Below are 16297 nucleotides of genomic sequence, written 5' to 3'. Positions count from 1 at the left end.
CCCGAACCGCACCCCTGTCCGCGCTTGGCTCCATCCCGACCGAGGACCCCATGCGTCTGCGCAGCAGCTCGATCCGCGCGAAGATCATCGCGCTGCTCATGGTGCCCATCGTGGCGCTCACCGGGCTGTGGGTCTACGCGACCCTGGTCACCACCGGGGACGTCCGCAGCCAGTTCGACGTCAGCTCATCTTTCCATGAACTGGTCAAGCCGGTCGACCAGTACACCCTGGATCTCCAGGAGGAGCGCCGCACCGCCGTCCTCCGCCTCGCCGACCCCGGCTCGCAGCCCAACAAGGACGCCTACGAGCACGCCCAGGCCGCCACCGACCACAGCCTGCGCGAACTGCGCTACCTCAACGACACCGAGGCGCTCGGCCGGCTCGACGCCCAGCAGCGGACGAAGTACCAGGACATCCTCACCGCCGCCGACCAGCTCTCCGCGATCCGCGGCCAGGCCCTGCGCGACGTCGTCAGCTGGGACCACGAGCTGCTCGCCTACAGCGACCTGGTGGAGACGGTCTTCCCGTTCCGCTCCTCCTTCGCCGGCCGGCAGAGCGGCCAGCTGCCCCGGCAGACCATGCTGCTCACCGAGCTCGTCCGCGCCCGCGAGTACCTCTCCTGCGAGGTCGCCGCGATGCAGGCGCTGCGGGTCACCGACAAGCCCGGCGACGAGATGATCCAGGTCGCGCTGGACAACATGCACTCCCAGCAGGCGCTGTTCAGCGTCTACGCCGGCGAGCTCGACCTCACCGACCAGCGCGACTACGCCGACCTGCGCAGCTCCGACAACTGGATGGCGCTCGCCGCCGCCGAGGCCAACTTCGACTCCTCGGTGCAGCGCGTCGCCGCCGTCCACGCCAACCCCAAGGACCCGTGGCGCGAGTCCGCGATCCCGGTGCTCGCCTCCTACGCCGACCTCAACACCCGGCTCGCCGACCGGATCGGGGAGCGCGCCGAGTCCTACGCGATCAACCAGATCGTCCGCGGTGCCGTCGCCGGTCTGATCGGCCTGCTCGCCGTCGTCCTCTCCGTCCTCATCTCCTACCGGATCGGCCGCGGCCACGTCCGCGAGCTGGTGGCGCTGCGCAACGCCGCCCAGGAGCTCTCCGGCACCCGGCTGCCGCAGATGATGGGACGGCTGCGCCGCGGCGAGAGCGTCGACGTCGCGGCCGAGACGCCCGACCTCGAGTTCGGCGCCGCCGAGATCGGCCAGGTCGGCAGGGCCTTCCACGACGTCCAGGTGGTCGCCGTGGAGGCCCTCGTCGAACAGGCCGAACTGCGGCGCGGCGTCGCCGCCGTCTTCGTCAACCTCGCCCGCCGCAGCCAGGTGCTGCTGCACCGCCAGCTCACCCTGCTGGACGCGATGGAGCGCCGCACCGAGGACCCGACCGAGCTGGAGGACCTCTTCCGGCTCGACCACCTCACCACCCGCATGCGGCGCCACTCCGAGGGCCTGATCATCCTCTCCGGCGGCTCGCCCGGCCGCGCCTGGCGCAAGCCCGTCCGGATGGTCGACGTCGTGCGGGCCGCGGTCGGCGAGGTCGAGGACTACGCCCGGGTGATCGTCCGGCCCTTCCCCGGCACCGGCCTGCTCGGCAGCGCGGTCGCCGACGTCACCCACCTCGTCGCCGAGCTCATCGAGAACGCCACGGTCTTCTCCCCGCCGCACGCCCAGGTCACGGTGCAGGGCGAGGTCGTCGCGCACGGCTTCTGCCTGGAGATCGACGACCGCGGCCTCGGCCTGAGCGAGCACGCGCTGGAGGAGATCAACCAGCGGCTCGCCGTGGAGCAGGAGTTCGACCTCGCCGACACCGACCGGCTCGGCCTGTTCGTGGTCAGCCGCCTCGCCCGTCGGCACGGCATCCGGGTGCACCTGCGGCCCTCGCCGTACGGCGGCTCCACCGCCGTGGTGCTCGTCCCGCGCGAGCTGCTGGCCGACGCCAACGAGGTGATGGCCGACCAGTTCTCCGGCCGTCCGGCCGCCGAGCCGGCCCGCCCGACCGCCGTCCCCACCGGGGCCGGGGCGGGCGCCGCGGCGGACTCCGGCAGCGGCGGCCGCGGCAGCCGGGCGCGCAGCGCCCCGAGGATCAACGGCGGCCCGAAGCCCTCGAACGCCGAACCCGCCGCCACCCCCGGCGGACTGCCCCGCCGGCGCACCGGCGGCCCGGCGCTCGTCCCGGACCCGGAGGCGGCCGGCACCGGCCGCCACCGCCGCCCGGAGGGCCCCGCCGAGGCCCCGGCCGCAGAGCCGGCCGGCACCCCCGCCGCCGCGCCCGCCCCGGCGCCCGCGGAGACCCCCGCGCCGGTCGCCGGCGGGCTGCTGCCCAAGCGCGTCCGGCAGGCCAGCCTCGCCCCCCAGCTGCGGCAGGAGGGCGAACAGCAGGCCGCCGAACCCGTCCGCGAGCGCTCGCCGGAGGAGGCCAGGGCCGCCTTCGCCTCCTTCCAGCGCGGCTACGCCCGCGGCCGCGGCGACCGCCTGCAGCCCGCCTCGCTGACCGTGGTGCCGGACCTGCCCGACGCCCCCGAACCACCGCAATCCGGTCGACCGCGGGTCGGGGTCCCCGTACCGCCCCGGGTGGCGCTACCCTCTGCACCCGTCCCACCTGCTCTGCCGGCCGCGCGCCCGCGGCCCCAGCTGTACCCCGTACGCCAAGGAAACCCCGTACCACCCGCACCACCCGCCCCAGCGGAAGGAACCGAGAAATGACCGCAACGACACAGCCGTCCGGAGACCTGAACTGGCTCCTGGACGACCTGGTGGGCCGCGTCGCGACCCTGAGGCATGCGGTGATCCTGTCCAGCGACGGTCTGGCGACCGGCGTCTCCGGCGGCCTGGCCCGCGAGGACGCCGAGCACCTCGCGGCCGTCGCCTCCGGTTTCCACAGCCTGGCCAAGGGCGCCGGCCGGCACTTCCGGGTCGGCGGGGTCCGCCAGACCATGGTGGAGCTCGACGAGGCCTTCCTCTTCATCACCGCGGCCGGCGACGGCAGCTGCCTGGCCGTGCTCAGCGACGCCGAGTCCGACGTCGGCCAGATCGCCTACGAGATGGCGCTGCTGGTCAAGCGGGTGGGCGAGCACCTCGCCGCCGAGCCGCGCACCGAGTCCGCCGCGCAAGGGAGATGACCGACGGGATGGCCGCCGAGGACGACGCACCGCAGGACGGGCCGTACGAGGACCCGTACGACGACCCCTACGACACCGAGCCGGAGATCGACCTCTTCACGCCGCGCAGCGCCGCGGACGACCGCTGGTTCGACGACGACGCGGGGCCGGTGGTGCGGCTGTTCTCGGTGACCAGGGGGCGGGCGGCCAGGCCGGTCGACGAGGGCCTGTTCGACCTCATCTCCCTGGTGCGCGCCACGGACGCCGGGGGCGGGGCCGACCACGAGCCCGCCCTCGACGCCACCCACCACGCCCTGCTGGCGCTCTGCCGCGACGAGCCGCTGAGCGTCGCCGAGCTCGGCTCCTACTGCGACCTGCCGGTCAGCGTCGTCCGGGTGCTGCTCGGCGACCTCAACGACGCCGGGCTGATCACCGTCACCCGGCCCGTGCCGCTCGCCCAGCGACCCGACGAGCAACTCCTGCGAGACGTGATCAATGGCCTCCGTGCACTCTGACGCCCCCGCGGACACCCGTTCCGCCCTCTGGTCCTCCACGGCCCTGAAGATCCTGGTCGCCGGCGGCTTCGGCGCAGGCAAGACCACCCTGGTCGGGGCGGTCAGCGAGATCCGCCCGCTGCGCACCGAGGAACTCCTCAGCGAGCGCGGCCGCCCGGTCGACGACACCTCCGGGGTCGAGGCCAAGCGCAGCACCACCGTCGCGATGGACTTCGGCCGGATCGACCTGCGGCCCGGCCTCGCGCTCTACCTCTTCGGCACCCCCGGCCAGGACCGGTTCTGGTTCGTCTGGGACGAGCTGGCGCAGGGCGCGCTCGGCGCGGTGGTGCTCGCCGACACCCGGCGGCTCGCCGACTCCTTCCCCTCGGTGGACTTCTTCGAGCAGCGCCGCATCCCGTTCGTGGTCGCCGTCAACTGCTTCGAGGGCACCGAGGTCTACGCGCCGGAGGACGTCCGCGCCGCGCTCGACCTGGACCCCGGCATCCCGGTGCTGCTGTGCGACGCGCGCAGCCGCGAGGACGGCAAGGAGCTGCTGATCCGGCTGGTCGAGCACGCCGCCGCGCAGGCCGGCCTCGACCCCACGGGCGCCGCCGAGGGCTGACGGACCGTTCGGCCGGACGGCCCGTCACCAGGGCTCCACCAGGCCCGCCCGGACCGATGTCCGAATGGCGGGACGCAAGAGTCCCGGATGGCGGACGCCCGGGCCGTCGGGGTTGCCTGCGGCCGTCCGGGCGTGGAAGGCTCGTACCCGTTGCACGTTGCACGTTGCACGTTGCGCGCCCCGCGCCGTGCCCCCGGGGGAGGAGGCAGTCGACATGACCGCAGACGCGTTCCGCGGCACGGTCCTGCCCGCCCCCGCCGTGCCGGCGCTCACCGTACGCCGCCACATCGACCAGGCGCTGGTCTGCAGCGCCTGCTGTCACTGACGGACCCCACCGGCCCGGGCCAGCCCGGCGCCGATCCCCGTCCCCGAACCCCCGGCCGGGCCGCGTCCTGACGGCTGCCCGGCGCCTTCCGCCCTGCGCCCACCCGGAGACCCGACCGTGGACCCGTTCCGCCCCGAGCTCGAACCGTTCTGGCCGTCCCGCCAGCCGCACCTCTTCGACCGGACCTGTCGGACCGCCTAGCGCGCGTCCCGCCCTTGCGGTGGACTGACCGACCGTCAGTGCCACTTCCGCGCAAGGCCCGACGCGCAGACGACCACCCGAATCCGTCCCGCGCGAAGAGAGCCCACCATGTCCTCCACCTCCACGGCCACCCGTACCGTCACCGCCGCCACCCCGCACCTGCGGGCCGTCCGCTCCGTGGCCGCCGTCCCCGGCGGCACCGAGCGCTGGTACCCGAGCACCACCGCCGCCCCGCACACCACCACCCCGGCCCCGCACACCGCCGCAGCGCCCCAGCACAGCCGGCCCGCGCCCGAGCGGCAGCCCGCCGCCCTGCTGCCCGCCGGCCTGCCGGAGGGCGCCACGGTCGTCGCACTGCCGCCGTCCGCCCTGCCCCAGGGTCTGCTCGCCCAGTACGGCGCCGAACTCGGCGCCTCCACCGGGCACCCGCTGGTCGGCTACCTGCTGCTCGTCCCCGCCGACCAGGCCCCCGCGCCCACGGCCGCCCCGGCCGCCGTCGCCCCGGCCGAGCGGCCCCGGGCCGCCGCCCGGCCGTCCGCGCACGGCATCAGCGTCGACACCGACCGGCGCACCGCCCACGTCGACGGCGTCCAGCTCGACCTCACCTACCTGGAGTTCGAGCTGCTCGCCCACCTCACCGAGCACCCGCACCGGGTGCACACCCGCGACCACCTGGTCACCGCCGTCTGGGGCTACGGCCACGTCGGCGACGGCCGCACCGTCGACGTGCACGTCGCCCGCCTGCGGCGCAAGCTCGGTGCGGCGCACCGCGACAGCATCGTCACCGTCCGCCGGGTCGGCTACAAGTACGCGCCCGCCGTCTGAACGGACGCAGCAGCACGACGGCCGGGGTCGGACGCGGTACGCGTCCGACCCCGGCCGGTGGCACGACCGACGGCGCAGGCCGGTCGGGCCGTCGGGCTCAGCGGCTGAGCCGGTCGATCTCGGCGAGCTCCTCGGCGGTCAGCGGACCGGCCTTCAGCGCGTCGAGGTTCTGGTCGAGCTGGGCCACGCTCGACGCACCGATGATCACCGAGACCACCCGCTCGTCCCGCAGCACCCACGACAGCGCCAGCTGGGCGAGGGTCTGACCACGCTGCTCGGCCACCTTGTTCAGCGCCCGCAGCTGCTCCAGCTTCTGCCCGGTCAGCGCCTCCTCGCGCAGGAAGTGGCCGACCGACATCCGCGAACCGGCCGGCACCTCGCCCGACAGGTAGCGGTCGGTCAGCAGCCCCTGCGCCAGCGGCGAGAAGGCGATCATGCTGGTCTGGGTCTCGCCGATCGCGTCCAGCAGCCCGTCCTCCGGGGTGCGGTTCAGGATCGAGTAGCTGATCTGGTTCATCAGCACCGGCGTGCCCATGCCGCGCAGGATCTCCACCGCCTCGCGGTGCTGCTCGGCCGGGTAGTTGGAGATCGCCGCGTACAGCGCCTTGCCCGAGCGGACCGCCCGGTCCAGCGCCCCCATCGTCTCCTCCAACGGAGTCGTGGAGTCGTAGCGGTGCGAGTAGAAGACGTCGACGTAATCCAGGCCCATCCGGCCCAGCGACTGGTCGAGACTGGACAGCAGGTACTTGCGCGAGCCGCCGTCGCCGTACGGCCCCGGCCACATGTCGTAGCCCGCCTTGGACGCGATGAACAACTCGTCCCGGTACGGCTTGAAGTCCTGCGCGAACAGGTAGCCGAAGTTGCGCTCGGCACTGCCGTACGGCGGGCCGTAGTTGTTCGCCAGGTCGAAGTGGGTCACGCCGCGGTCGAAGGCCCGGCGCAGCACCGCGCGCTGCACCTCCAGCGGCTGCGAGTCACCGAAGTTGTGCCACAGGCCGAGCGACACCGCGGGCAGCTGCACACCGCTGCGCCCGGCCCGCCGGTAGGTCATGGACGCGTAGCGGTCGTCCGAGGGGAGATAGGTCATACCGGCATCCTGCCAGGTGGCGGTCGGGTCGCAGGGGACCAACGACCCTGCCGGAACCGGACACCCCGGGCGTAGCCTGGCCGCGGCGGCCGGACGGGCCGCCGGGCCGCACGGAGAGGAGCCCGCCGGTGACGCGTCCCGACATCACCGACCGCGCCGACCTGGAGCCGCTGCTGCGGCGCTTCTACGCCGCCGCCTTCGCCGACCCGCTGATCGGCCCGCACTTCACCGAGGTCGCCCGGCTCGACCTGGAGACCCACCTCCCGCACATCACCGACTTCTGGGCGAGCGCCCTGCTCCGGAGCGGCGAGTACCGGCGCAACGCCTTCGCCCCGCACCTCGGGCTGCACCGGCAGCGCCCCCTCACGGCCGCCCACTTCGGCCGCTGGGTCCAGCTCTGGCACGCCTCCGTCGACGGCCTCCACACCGGCCCCACCGCCGACCGCGCCAAGGCCCAGGGCGAACGCATCGCCCTCGCCATGCTCCGCCGCACCGCCGGCGGCGACACCGAAGGCACCGGTGGCGGCTTCGTCCCCCTCTCGGCAGTCCTGCTCCGCAGCTGAGGACCTTCCCTCCGGAGGGCAGCACCCCAGGGGCGCGGGGAACTGCGCAATTCGGATGTGGGTCGTCGAACAGATCAGGCTCGCCCGTACTGTCACGATGCCCGGCCCCGGACTGCGCAGTTCCCGCCCCCCTGAGGTGCTGCCCCTCCGCTTGGAGTCCACTTGGAGGCATCGCATAGGCTCGCTGCACGATGGTGCGGATATCGGTGCTGGGCACGTTGACGGCGCAGGTGGCGGGGGCGGCGGTCGGCCTCGGCGGCCCGCGGCAGCGCGGTGTGCTCGCCCGGCTGCTGGTGGCCCGCGGTGCCGTCGTCCCGGTGGACCGGCTGATCGACGACCTGTGGCAGGGCCGCCCCCGGCCAAGGCCGCCGCCTCCCTGCAGGCGTACGTCTCCAACCTGCGGCGCCTGCTCGAACCCGAGCGCGGTCCCCGCGAGCCCGCCCGGCTGCTGGTCAGCCGTGCCCCCGGCTACGCCCTGGCCGTGCCGGCGTCCGGTGTCGACGCCTGGGACTTCGAGCAGCGGCTGCGGGACGCCCGCGACCTCCGGCCGTTCGCCGAGCAGGCCGCGGAGCGGCTCGGGCACCCGGTGTCCCGGCTGTTCGACGAGGCTTTGGCGCTCTGGCGGGGGACGGCCTTCGCCGAGTTCGCCGACGAGCCCTGGGCCGCGGCCGAGATCACCCGGCTCGGTGAACTGCGGCTGGCCGCGCGGGAGTCCGCGGTGGTGGCGGCCCTGGACGAGGGCCGGGCCGGTGAGGCGGCGGCCGCCGCGCTGGCGCTGACCGAGGAGCATCCGCTGCGCGAGGAGGGCTGGCGGCTGCTGGCCCGGGCGCTGTGGGGCGCCGGCCGGCAGGCCGAGGCGCTGGAGGCGTTGCGGCGTGCCCGTACCGTGCTCACCGCCGAACTCGGCCTGGACCCGGGGCCGGCGCTGGCCGAGCTGGAGTCGGCGATCCTCCGGCAGCGCACCGACCTGCTGGCCGTGCCGATCCCGGCCGCCGACCTTCCGCCGGCCCGTCCGTCCGGTCCGGCGTGCACCGCCGGGCCGGGCTGCGGCGGCGGCCCGCCCGAGCCGCCGTTCGTCGGCCGGGAGGCCGAGCAGCGCACCCTGCGCGAGGCGGCGACGGCCGCGACCGCCCCCGGCGGCCGGTCGGTGGTGCTGGTCTCCGGCGAGGCCGGGGCCGGCAAGTCCACCCTGCTCGCCCGGCTGAGCGGCGAACTGCGGCGCAGCGGCTGGCTGGTGGCCACCGGCCGGTGCCCGGAGACGGAGGGTGCCCCGCCGGCCTGGGCGTGGACGGAGGCGCTGCGCGAGCTGGCCCGGCAGCATCCGCCGAGCGCGGCGACGGCGGCGGAACTCGCCCCGCTGCTCGGCGAGGACGACCCGTCCCGTCGGCGGGACGCCCTGACCGGCCGCTTCCGGTTGCACCGGGCGGTCGCCCGCTGGCTGGAGGCCGCGACGGAGCAGGCGCCCGTCGCGGTGATCCTCGACGACCTGCACGCGGCGGACCAGGAGACCCGTGCGCTGGCCGCCGAACTGGCCGCCGCGCAGGGGCCCGAGCGTTTGATGCTGGTGTGCGCGCACCGGCCCGGCGAGGGGCGGCTCACCGATCTGCTCGGCACCTTCGCCCGCTGCTCGCCGTACCGGATCGCGCTGGGCGGGCTGGACGAGGCCGAGGCCGGCACTCTGATCGGCGCGGTCTGCGACAGCCCCGTCGACGCGGACACCGTCCGCGCGCTCGCCGAACGCACCGGCGGCAACCCGTTCTACCTGGTGGAGAGCGCCCACCTGCTGGCCGGGGAGGGCGCGCTGGTGGCCGTCCAGGAGGTGCCACAGGGCGTCCGGGACGTGCTGCGGCGGCGGTTCGACCGGCTGCCGCCGGCCACCGTCGAGGCGCTGCGGCTGGCCTCGGTCGCCGGCCGGGAGACCGAGGTCGAGCTGCTGGTGCACGCCTCCGGCGCGGAGGAGGAGGGCCTGCTGGACGCGCTGGAGGCGGCCGTCGCGGGCGGGCTGCTCACCGAACCCCGGCCCGGGGCCGTCCGGTTCGCGCACGCGCTGGTCCGCGACACCCTGTACGGCGACCTCAGCGGGCTGCGCCGGGCGCGGCTGCACGGCCGGTTCGCGGAGGCGCTGTGCGCGCTGCGGCCGGACCGCCTCGCCGCGCTGGCCCACCACTGGACGGCCGCCGCCTCCTCCGCCACCGCGCAGCGCGCCGTCGACGCCTGCGTGCGCGCCGCCGAGGCCGCCGAGCGCCGCTACGCCCACCAGACCTGCGCCGACCTGCTGCAGCAGGCCCTGGACAACCTCGACCGGGTGCCGGAGGACGGCGACGACCGGCCGGCCCGCCGGATCGCCCTGCTCGGCGCGCTGCTGCGGGCCCAGGTCCGGGCCGGGGCGATCTCCGCCGCCACCGCGACCCGCAGCCGGGCGGTCGCCCTCGCCGAGGAGACCGGCCGGGAGGACCTGGAGATCGAGGCCTGGACGGCCTGGACGGAACCCACCCCGTGGGTCGCCCACCCCTACGGCAGCTACGACGACCGGGCGGTGGAGACGCTGCAGCGGCTGCTGCGCCGCACCGACCTGCCGCCCTCGACCCGCTGCCGGCTGCTGGACGCCCTCACCCACGAGTGCAACTGCGCGGGGGAGCCGATCGGCACCGCCGCCGCCGACGAGGCGCTCGCCATCGCCCGCGCCGAGGGCGACCCCCGGCTGCTGGCGCTCGCCCTGGCCGCGTCCGCCCGGATCTGCGACTTCGAACTCGGCGCCCCGCAGCGGGCCGTGATCGCCGACGAACTCGCCGCACTGGCCCGCCGGCACGACCTGCCGGCCTACCGCTGGCAGGCCGAGCAGCTGTACGCCACGGCCGCCGCCGTCGCCGGCGACCTGCCCGCGCTGCGCCGCCACATCGCGGCCGCCGCGGCGATCGCCGAACGGTACGGGCTGCTCGAACTGGTCGACGTCGGCCGCTGCCACCGCGGCATGCTGGAACTCGCCGCGGGCCGCACCGCGGAGGCCGCCGAGCTGTACCGGCAGGCCGTCGCTGGGCTGACCGCCCGGGCCTCGGTGCACGCCGAGGGCTTCGGGGCGCTCGCCGACCTCACCATCGCCGTCCAGGAGGGCCGGATCGGCAGCGAACTGCCCCGGCTGCGTGCCGTCACCGCGCTGTACGGGCGCCTGGTCGCCGACGTGGAGGCGCTGGCCCTCGCCGCGCTGGGCCGCACCGAGGAGGCCCGGGCCGCCCGGGCCGTCCGGCCGCCCGTCCAGCCCGACTACTACCGCTCCTTCTTCCTCGCGCTGCGCGCCGCCGCGGTGGTCGCCCTGGACGAGCGGGCCGAGGCGGCCGAGCTGATCGCCGAACTGCGGCCGCTGCGCGGCCTGGTGGCCGGCGCCGCGTCGACCTCCGTCGCGCTGCGGCCGGTCGCGCAGTCGCTCGGCGAGCTGGCCCGGATGCTCGGCCGCACCGAGGAGGCCGCCGGGTACTTCGCGCAGGCCGCCGAGGTGGCCCGCCGCTGGGAGTCCCCGCACTGGGAGGCGGAGGCGCTGGCCGCGCTGCACGGCCTGCCGGCCGTCCCGGACGCGGAGGCCGTCGCCCGGCACCAAGTGGGCTCCAAGCGGCACCCCGCAGGCTGAACGGGTATCGACCACCGGACTGCCGAAAGGCCCCGACGATGTCTACCCTGCTCGGCCGCCTCGGCGGCGCATCCGCCGCCCGGCCCTGGCGCACCGTCCTCGGATGGGTGCTGCTGCTGGGCCTCGCCCTCGGCCTGGCCGCCGCCTTCGGCGGCACCCCGCACGACGACTACCGCGTCCCCGGCACCCGCTCCACCGCCGGCGCCGACCTGCTGAAGGAGCGCTTCCCGGAGATGTCCGGGGCGAACGCCCGGGTCGTCGTCCACGACCGCCGGGGCGGGCCGGTGCCCGCCGACCGGCTGGCGGCGCTGCGCGACGGCCTCGCCGCCCTGCCCAAGGTGGCCTCGGTGGCGCAGCCGGTGCTGTCCGCCCGCGGCGACACCGCCCTGATCACCGTGGACTACTCCGTCCCGGTCACCGACTTCAAGGGCTCCGCCGGCCTGGACGCGCTGCGCGAGGCCGCGAAGCCGACCGAGCGGTCCGGCCTGCAGGTCGAGTTCGGCGGACAGCTGCCGGAGAACTTCACCGCGCCGAACGGCGCCGCCGAGATGATCGGCATGGGCGCCGCCCTGGTGATCCTGGTGGTCGCGCTCGGCACGGTGGTCTCGGCCGGCCTGCCGCTGGTCGTCGCCCTGGCCGGCCTCGGCCTCGGCACCGGGCTCACCACGCTGCTCTCCGCGGTCACCGACATCAGCCCGACCGCGCCGACGGTGGCCTCGATGGTCGGCCTCGGCGTCGGCATCGACTACGCCCTGCTGCTCGTCAGCCGCCACGTCGAGGGCCTGCGCAAGGGCCTGACGAAGCAGCAGGCCGCCGCCGAGGCGACCGCCACCGCCGGCGCCTCCGTGGTGGTGGCCGGCTCTACGGTGCTGGTCGCGCTGTTCGGCCTGAAGCTGGCCGGCCTGCCCACCTACTCCTCGTTCGGCTACGCCACCTTCGCCGTGGTCGGCGCCGTGATGCTGGCCGCCCTGACCCTCGTCCCGGCGCTCTGCTCGCTCGCCGGCGACCGGCTGCTGCGCCGTGCCGAGCGCCGCGAACCGCAGCGCCGCACCCAGGCGGGCCCGACCCGCACCGAGCGCTGGGCCCGGCTGATCGGCCGCCGCCCGGTCGCCGCCGCGCTCGGCTCGCTGGTGGTGCTGCTCGCCCTGGCCGCCCCGATGCTGCACATGCGCACCTGGCCGCAGGACGCCGGCAGCCAGGCGTCGTCCAGCACCACGCGCAAGGCGTACGACCTCACCGCCGACGCGTTCGGGCCCGGCGCCAACGGGCCGCTGATCGTCGCCGTCGACCTGAAGAAGGTGCCGCAGGAGAAGCTGCCGGCGCTGCTGGACACCCTGAAGGCCCGGCCGGGCGTCGCCGCCGTGCGGCCGCCGCTGGTCAACCGGGCGCAGGACGCCGCCGTCGTCACCGTCACCCCCGCCACCGGCCCGCAGGACGAGCGCACCGCCGACCTGCTGAAGTCGCTGCGCACCGACGTACTGCCCGAGGGCGCCGAGATCACCGGCACGGTCGCCGCCTTCTCCGACATCTCCGACCGGCTCTCCGACCGGCTGTGGGTGGTGGTGCCGGTGGTGGTCGCGCTCTCGCTGATCCTGCTCACCGTGCTGTTCCGGGCGCCGGTCATCGCGGTGAAGGCCGCGGCGATGAACCTGCTCTCGGTGGCCGCCGCCTACGGCGTGATGACGGCGGTCTTCCAGTCCGACACCGGTGCCCGGGCGCTCGGCCTGCCGCACGAGGTGCCGGTCTCCAGCTGGGTGCCGATCCTGATGTTCACCGTGCTGTTCGGCCTCTCCATGGACTACGAGGTCTTCCTGCTCGACCGCGTCCGGGAGGACTGGCTCGCCACCGGCGACGCCAAGGGCTCGGTGGTGCGCGGCCTGTCCGCGACCGGGCGGGTCATCAGCAGCGCCGCCGCGATCATGGTCGCCGTCTTCACCGGCTTCGCGATCGACCCGGACATCACCGTGAAGATGATGGGCGTCGGCATGGCCGTCGCGGTGCTCATCGACGCCACGGTCGTCCGGCTGGTGCTCGTCCCCGCGACGATGACCCTGCTCGGCCGGCTCAACTGGTGGCTGCCCGGCCCGCTCGCCCGCCGCTGGCCAGCGCCGGTGGCGGCCGACCCGGCGGGCACCGCCGCCGCCGAGCCGGAGCGCGTCCCGGCCTGAACCGGCACACTCCGCTCCGGGCGCCGCTCCCACGTGGGGAGGAGCGGCGCCCGGAGGCTTTTCCGCGGTCGCCGGTTGAGTCTGTACCTACTGGTATGTACAGTCGCTTCCATGAGCACCCAGGACCGCCTGATCGAGAGCACCCAGGAGCTCCTCTGGGAACGCGGCTACGTCGGTACCAGCCCGCGCGCCATCCAGCAGCGCGCAGGCGCCGGCCAGGGCAGCATGTACCACCACTTCGACGGCAAGCCCGACCTCGCCGCGACCGCCCTCGCCCGCAGCGCCGAACAGCTGCGCGCCCTCGCCGAGGAGCGCCTCGCCGCCCCCGGCACCGCCTACGAGCGGATCGCCGGCTACCTGCAACGCGAGCGCGAGGTCCTGCGCGGCTGCCGGATCGGCCGGATGGCACAGGACCCGGAGGTCGTCGCCGACCCCCGGCTGCGCGCCCCCGTCGAGGAGACCTTCGCCTGGCTGCGCGGCCGGATCGCCGAGGTCGTCGCCCAGGGCGTCGCCGCCGGCGACCTCGCCCCCGGCGGCGACCCGGCCGACACCGCCGCCGCGATCGTCGCCGTCGTCCAGGGCGGCTACGTCCTCGCCCGCGCCGCCGGCGACCCCGAACCCTTCCACCAGGCCGTCCGCGGCGCACTCGCGCTGCTGCGCGCCGCCTAGACCGGGGAGCACCCGTGCAGGCCATGCAGTACGAGATCACCCTGCCCGCCGACTACGACATGGGCATCGTCCACCACCGGGTCGCCACCCGCGGGCACCTGACGGACACCCTCCCGGGCCTCGGCATCAAGGCCTACCTGGTCCGCGAGACCGGCACCCTCGGCTCCCCGGTCAACGCCTACGCCCCCTTCTACCTGTGGCGCACCGCCACCGGCATGACCGACTTCCTCACCGGCCCGGGCTTCCGAGGCCTCAGCGCCGACTTCGGCCGCCCCACCGTCCGGCACTGGATCGGCGCCGGACTCCACACCGGCCCCGCCGCCGACACCCCGCCCACCACCGCCACCCGCACCACCCGGTCACTGCCGCCCGGCACCGACCCCGGCGAGGAGACCGCCCGCGCCCTCGCCGCCCTCGGCGACGCCCCCGGCCTGCACACCGCGGCCGTCGCCCTCGACCCGGCCCGCTGGGAACTCGTCCACTTCGCCCTCTGGGCCGACACCCCGCCCGAAACGCCCGCCGAGGGCCACTGCACCGCCTACCGTGTGCTGCACCTGTCGCGACCCGAACCCCTCCTGCCGGCCAAGGACTGAGATGACCGCGGACCGAACCCCGGCCGTGCACACCGTGCTCGGCCCCGTCCCGCCCGAACGCCTCGGCACCACCAACAGCCACGACCACCTCTTCCTGCGCAGCGCCCTGCTGCCCGGACAGGAGCTCGACGACCCGGCCGCGGCCGAGGACGAACTGCGCGCCTTCGCCGCCCTCGGCGGCGGCGCCGTCGTCCAGTGGACGCCCTACGGGCTCGGCCGCCGCCTCGACGACCTGGTCGAACTCGCCGAGACCACCGGCCTCCACCTGGTCGCCGCCACCGGCCTGCACCAGGCCGCCCACTACGACGACCCCGACGCGCTGCGCCGGCTCGACCTCGCCGCCCTGTTCACCGCCGAACTCCGCGACCGGGCCGGACTGATCAAGGTCGCCGGCGGCTACCACGGCCTCGACGCCCACGCCCGGTGGACGATGACCGCCGCCGCCGAGGCCCACCACGCCACCGGCGCCCCCATCGGCGTCCACCACGAACTCGGCACCGGCGCCCAGGACGTCCTGGAACTGCTCTGCGACCGCCTCGGCGTCCCGCCGCACCGGGTGGTCCTCGGCCACCTCAACCGCTTCCCCGACCCCGGCCTGCACCGCGAACTCGCCGCCTCCGGCGCCTACCTCGCCTTCGACGGCCCCTCCCGCGCCAACCACGCCACCGACCACCGGCTGCTGGAGTGCCTGCACGCCCTCGCCGACGCCGGCCACGCCCACCGCCTGCTGCTCGGCGGCGACACCACCACCGCCGCCGCCCGCGGCAACCCCGGCATGCCGTACCTGCTGCACCGGCTGCGCCCCCGGCTCGGCCCCGAGCTCGCCGCCCTCGTCCTCACCGACAACCCCGCGGCGGCCTTCGCCTGGTGACCGGGCCGTGCCGCGACCCCGCCGGAGGAGCATCCTGGAACCACAGGGCCGACCGCCCCGACGACCCGCCCGCGCGGGCCGTCCGGGCGTCGGCGCACACCGGGAGCCGACCATGAACAGCAGATCCCCCGCAGGCGTCGTCGTCGGCGTCGACGGCTCCGCGCACGCCGCGGCCGCCGCCGACTGGGCCGCCCGCGAAGCCGCCCGCCGCGACTGCCCGCTCCACCTGGTGCACGCGGTCAACACCGGCACGGTGACGCTCTCGCCACGCACCGGACCGGCGGTCACCGACCTCATCCTGCACGACGCCGAAGCCGTCCTGGAGGAGGCACTGGGCAAGGTCCGGGCCTCCCACCCGGCGCTGCGCCTCACCGGCGACGTCGTCCCGCGGGACGCCGCGGAGGCCGTGCTCACCGCCGCCGAGCACGCCGAACTCGCCGTGGTCGGCACCCGCGGCCACGGCGGCTTCGCCTCCCTGCTGCTCGGCTCGGTGAGCCTGCGGGTCGCCGCCCACTCGGCCTGCCCGGTCGTCGTCGTCCGCGGCACCGAGCACGTCGGCAACCACGTGCTGGTCGCCGTCCGCGACGAACGGGACGCCCCCGCCCTGCGGTTCGCGCTGCGCACCGCAGAGCTCACCGGGCTGCCGGTGCGCGCCCTGCACACCTGGTCGCCGGTGGTCGCCGACGTCGGCCACATGGCACCCATGGTGGACGAGCTCGGGGAGGAGGCCCGGCTGCACCAGCAACTGCTGCTCCGCACCTGCGACCCCGTCCGCGAGGACTTCCCCGACGTCGCCTTCGAGGCCCGCCAGGTCGGCGGCGGCGCCGCCGGGACCCTCGTCGACGCCTCCCGGCAGGCAGCGCTGCTGGTCGTCTCCCGCCGGCAGCCCGCCGCGCACTTCGGGCTGCGCCTCGGCGGGGCCGTGCACGCCGTGCTGCACCACGCCTACTGCCCGGTCGCCGTCGTGCCGCTGCGCTGACGGTCCGCTGCGCTGACGGTCCGCCGGACGCGGCCGACCGCCGGCACCGCCCCGATGTACGACCCTTGCGGGTGAGTTGCGTCACCCGGCGGCCCGGGAGAGCCCCGTGCGCGCCGTCCCGTGCACCGGAGGGACCGCCCGGACGTGCATACTTGTCGGTCGGCGGCAGCGGGCC

13 protein-coding genes are annotated in these 16297 nt (G+C 75.7%); 12 read left to right on the top strand and 1 reads right to left on the bottom strand.

Annotation, left to right across the window (positions count from 1 at the left end; translation table 11 throughout):
- The first annotated feature begins 50 nt into the window (after positions 1–50).
- From AB0O09_RS27410 to AB0O09_RS27390, 5 genes are all read left to right on the top strand, one after another.
- Positions 51–2708 carry a nitrate- and nitrite sensing domain-containing protein gene (locus tag AB0O09_RS27410; protein WP_363545705.1) on the top strand — a complete coding sequence of 886 codons (2658 nt, stop codon included), beginning with the start codon at positions 51–53 and terminating at the stop codon, positions 2706–2708.
- On the top strand, positions 2705–3124 hold the full coding sequence (locus AB0O09_RS27405) for a roadblock/LC7 domain-containing protein (RefSeq protein ID WP_363545702.1): 420 nt from the start codon (positions 2705–2707) through the stop codon (positions 3122–3124). The genes AB0O09_RS27410 and AB0O09_RS27405 overlap by 4 nt, the downstream gene beginning before the upstream one ends.
- A complete protein-coding gene (locus AB0O09_RS27400) occupies positions 3121–3618 on the top strand; it encodes a DUF742 domain-containing protein (RefSeq protein ID WP_344628257.1) in 498 nt (165 codons plus the stop codon). Before AB0O09_RS27405 ends, AB0O09_RS27400 begins: the two co-directional genes overlap by 4 nt.
- Positions 3599–4219: an ATP/GTP-binding protein gene (locus tag AB0O09_RS27395; RefSeq protein ID WP_363545700.1), complete on the top strand. Its 621-nt coding sequence runs from the start codon at positions 3599–3601 to the stop codon at positions 4217–4219. Before AB0O09_RS27400 ends, AB0O09_RS27395 begins: the two co-directional genes overlap by 20 nt.
- 634 nt (positions 4220–4853) lie before the next feature.
- On the top strand, positions 4854–5570 hold the full coding sequence (locus AB0O09_RS27390) for a winged helix-turn-helix domain-containing protein (protein ID WP_363545697.1): 717 nt from the start codon (positions 4854–4856) through the stop codon (positions 5568–5570).
- Between the two features lie 97 nt (positions 5571–5667).
- Here the strand turns inward: AB0O09_RS27390 and AB0O09_RS27385 are convergent, their stop codons facing one another.
- Positions 5668–6657 (bottom strand): aldo/keto reductase, encoded by a 990-nt coding sequence (locus AB0O09_RS27385; protein ID WP_363545694.1) that lies wholly within the window; start codon positions 6655–6657, stop codon positions 5668–5670.
- Positions 6658–6785: 128 nt separating this feature from the next.
- Here AB0O09_RS27385 and AB0O09_RS27380 point away from each other — a divergent pair, with 128 nt between their 5' ends.
- From AB0O09_RS27380 to AB0O09_RS27350, 7 genes are all read left to right on the top strand, one after another.
- Positions 6786–7220: a group III truncated hemoglobin gene (locus AB0O09_RS27380; RefSeq protein ID WP_363545692.1), complete on the top strand. Its 435-nt coding sequence runs from the start codon at positions 6786–6788 to the stop codon at positions 7218–7220.
- 340 nt (positions 7221–7560) lie between these two features.
- Positions 7561–10842 carry a BTAD domain-containing putative transcriptional regulator gene (locus AB0O09_RS27375; RefSeq protein ID WP_363545689.1) on the top strand — a complete coding sequence of 1094 codons (3282 nt, stop codon included), beginning with the start codon at positions 7561–7563 and terminating at the stop codon, positions 10840–10842.
- 38 nt (positions 10843–10880) lie between these two features.
- Complete coding sequence (locus AB0O09_RS27370) at positions 10881–13010, top strand: MMPL family transporter (RefSeq protein WP_363545687.1); 2130 nt, start codon at positions 10881–10883, stop codon at positions 13008–13010.
- Positions 13011–13121: 111 nt separating this feature from the next.
- Positions 13122–13679 (top strand): TetR/AcrR family transcriptional regulator, encoded by a 558-nt coding sequence (locus tag AB0O09_RS27365; protein WP_363545685.1) that lies wholly within the window; start codon positions 13122–13124, stop codon positions 13677–13679.
- Between the two features lie 14 nt (positions 13680–13693).
- The gene (locus tag AB0O09_RS27360; protein WP_363545682.1) at positions 13694–14272 is read left to right on the top strand and encodes a DUF4865 family protein; all 579 of its coding nucleotides are present in this window, start codon (positions 13694–13696) and stop codon (positions 14270–14272) included.
- A 1-nt stretch (position 14273) separates the two neighbouring features.
- Positions 14274–15143, top strand: a complete 870-nt coding sequence (locus AB0O09_RS27355) for a phosphotriesterase (protein WP_363545679.1) — start codon at positions 14274–14276, stop codon at positions 15141–15143.
- 112 nt (positions 15144–15255) lie between these two features.
- On the top strand, positions 15256–16122 hold the full coding sequence (locus AB0O09_RS27350) for a universal stress protein (protein ID WP_363545677.1): 867 nt from the start codon (positions 15256–15258) through the stop codon (positions 16120–16122).
- Positions 16123–16297: the final 175 nt, after the last annotated feature.

It is taken from the genome of Kitasatospora sp. NPDC093679 (genome assembly GCF_040683455.1).
In the GTDB taxonomy this organism is placed as follows: Bacteria; Actinomycetota; Actinomycetes; order Streptomycetales; family Streptomycetaceae; genus Kitasatospora; species Kitasatospora arboriphila.
Note: the sequence above shows the minus strand (reverse complement) of the source record. Positions and strands in the feature narration are given on the sequence as shown.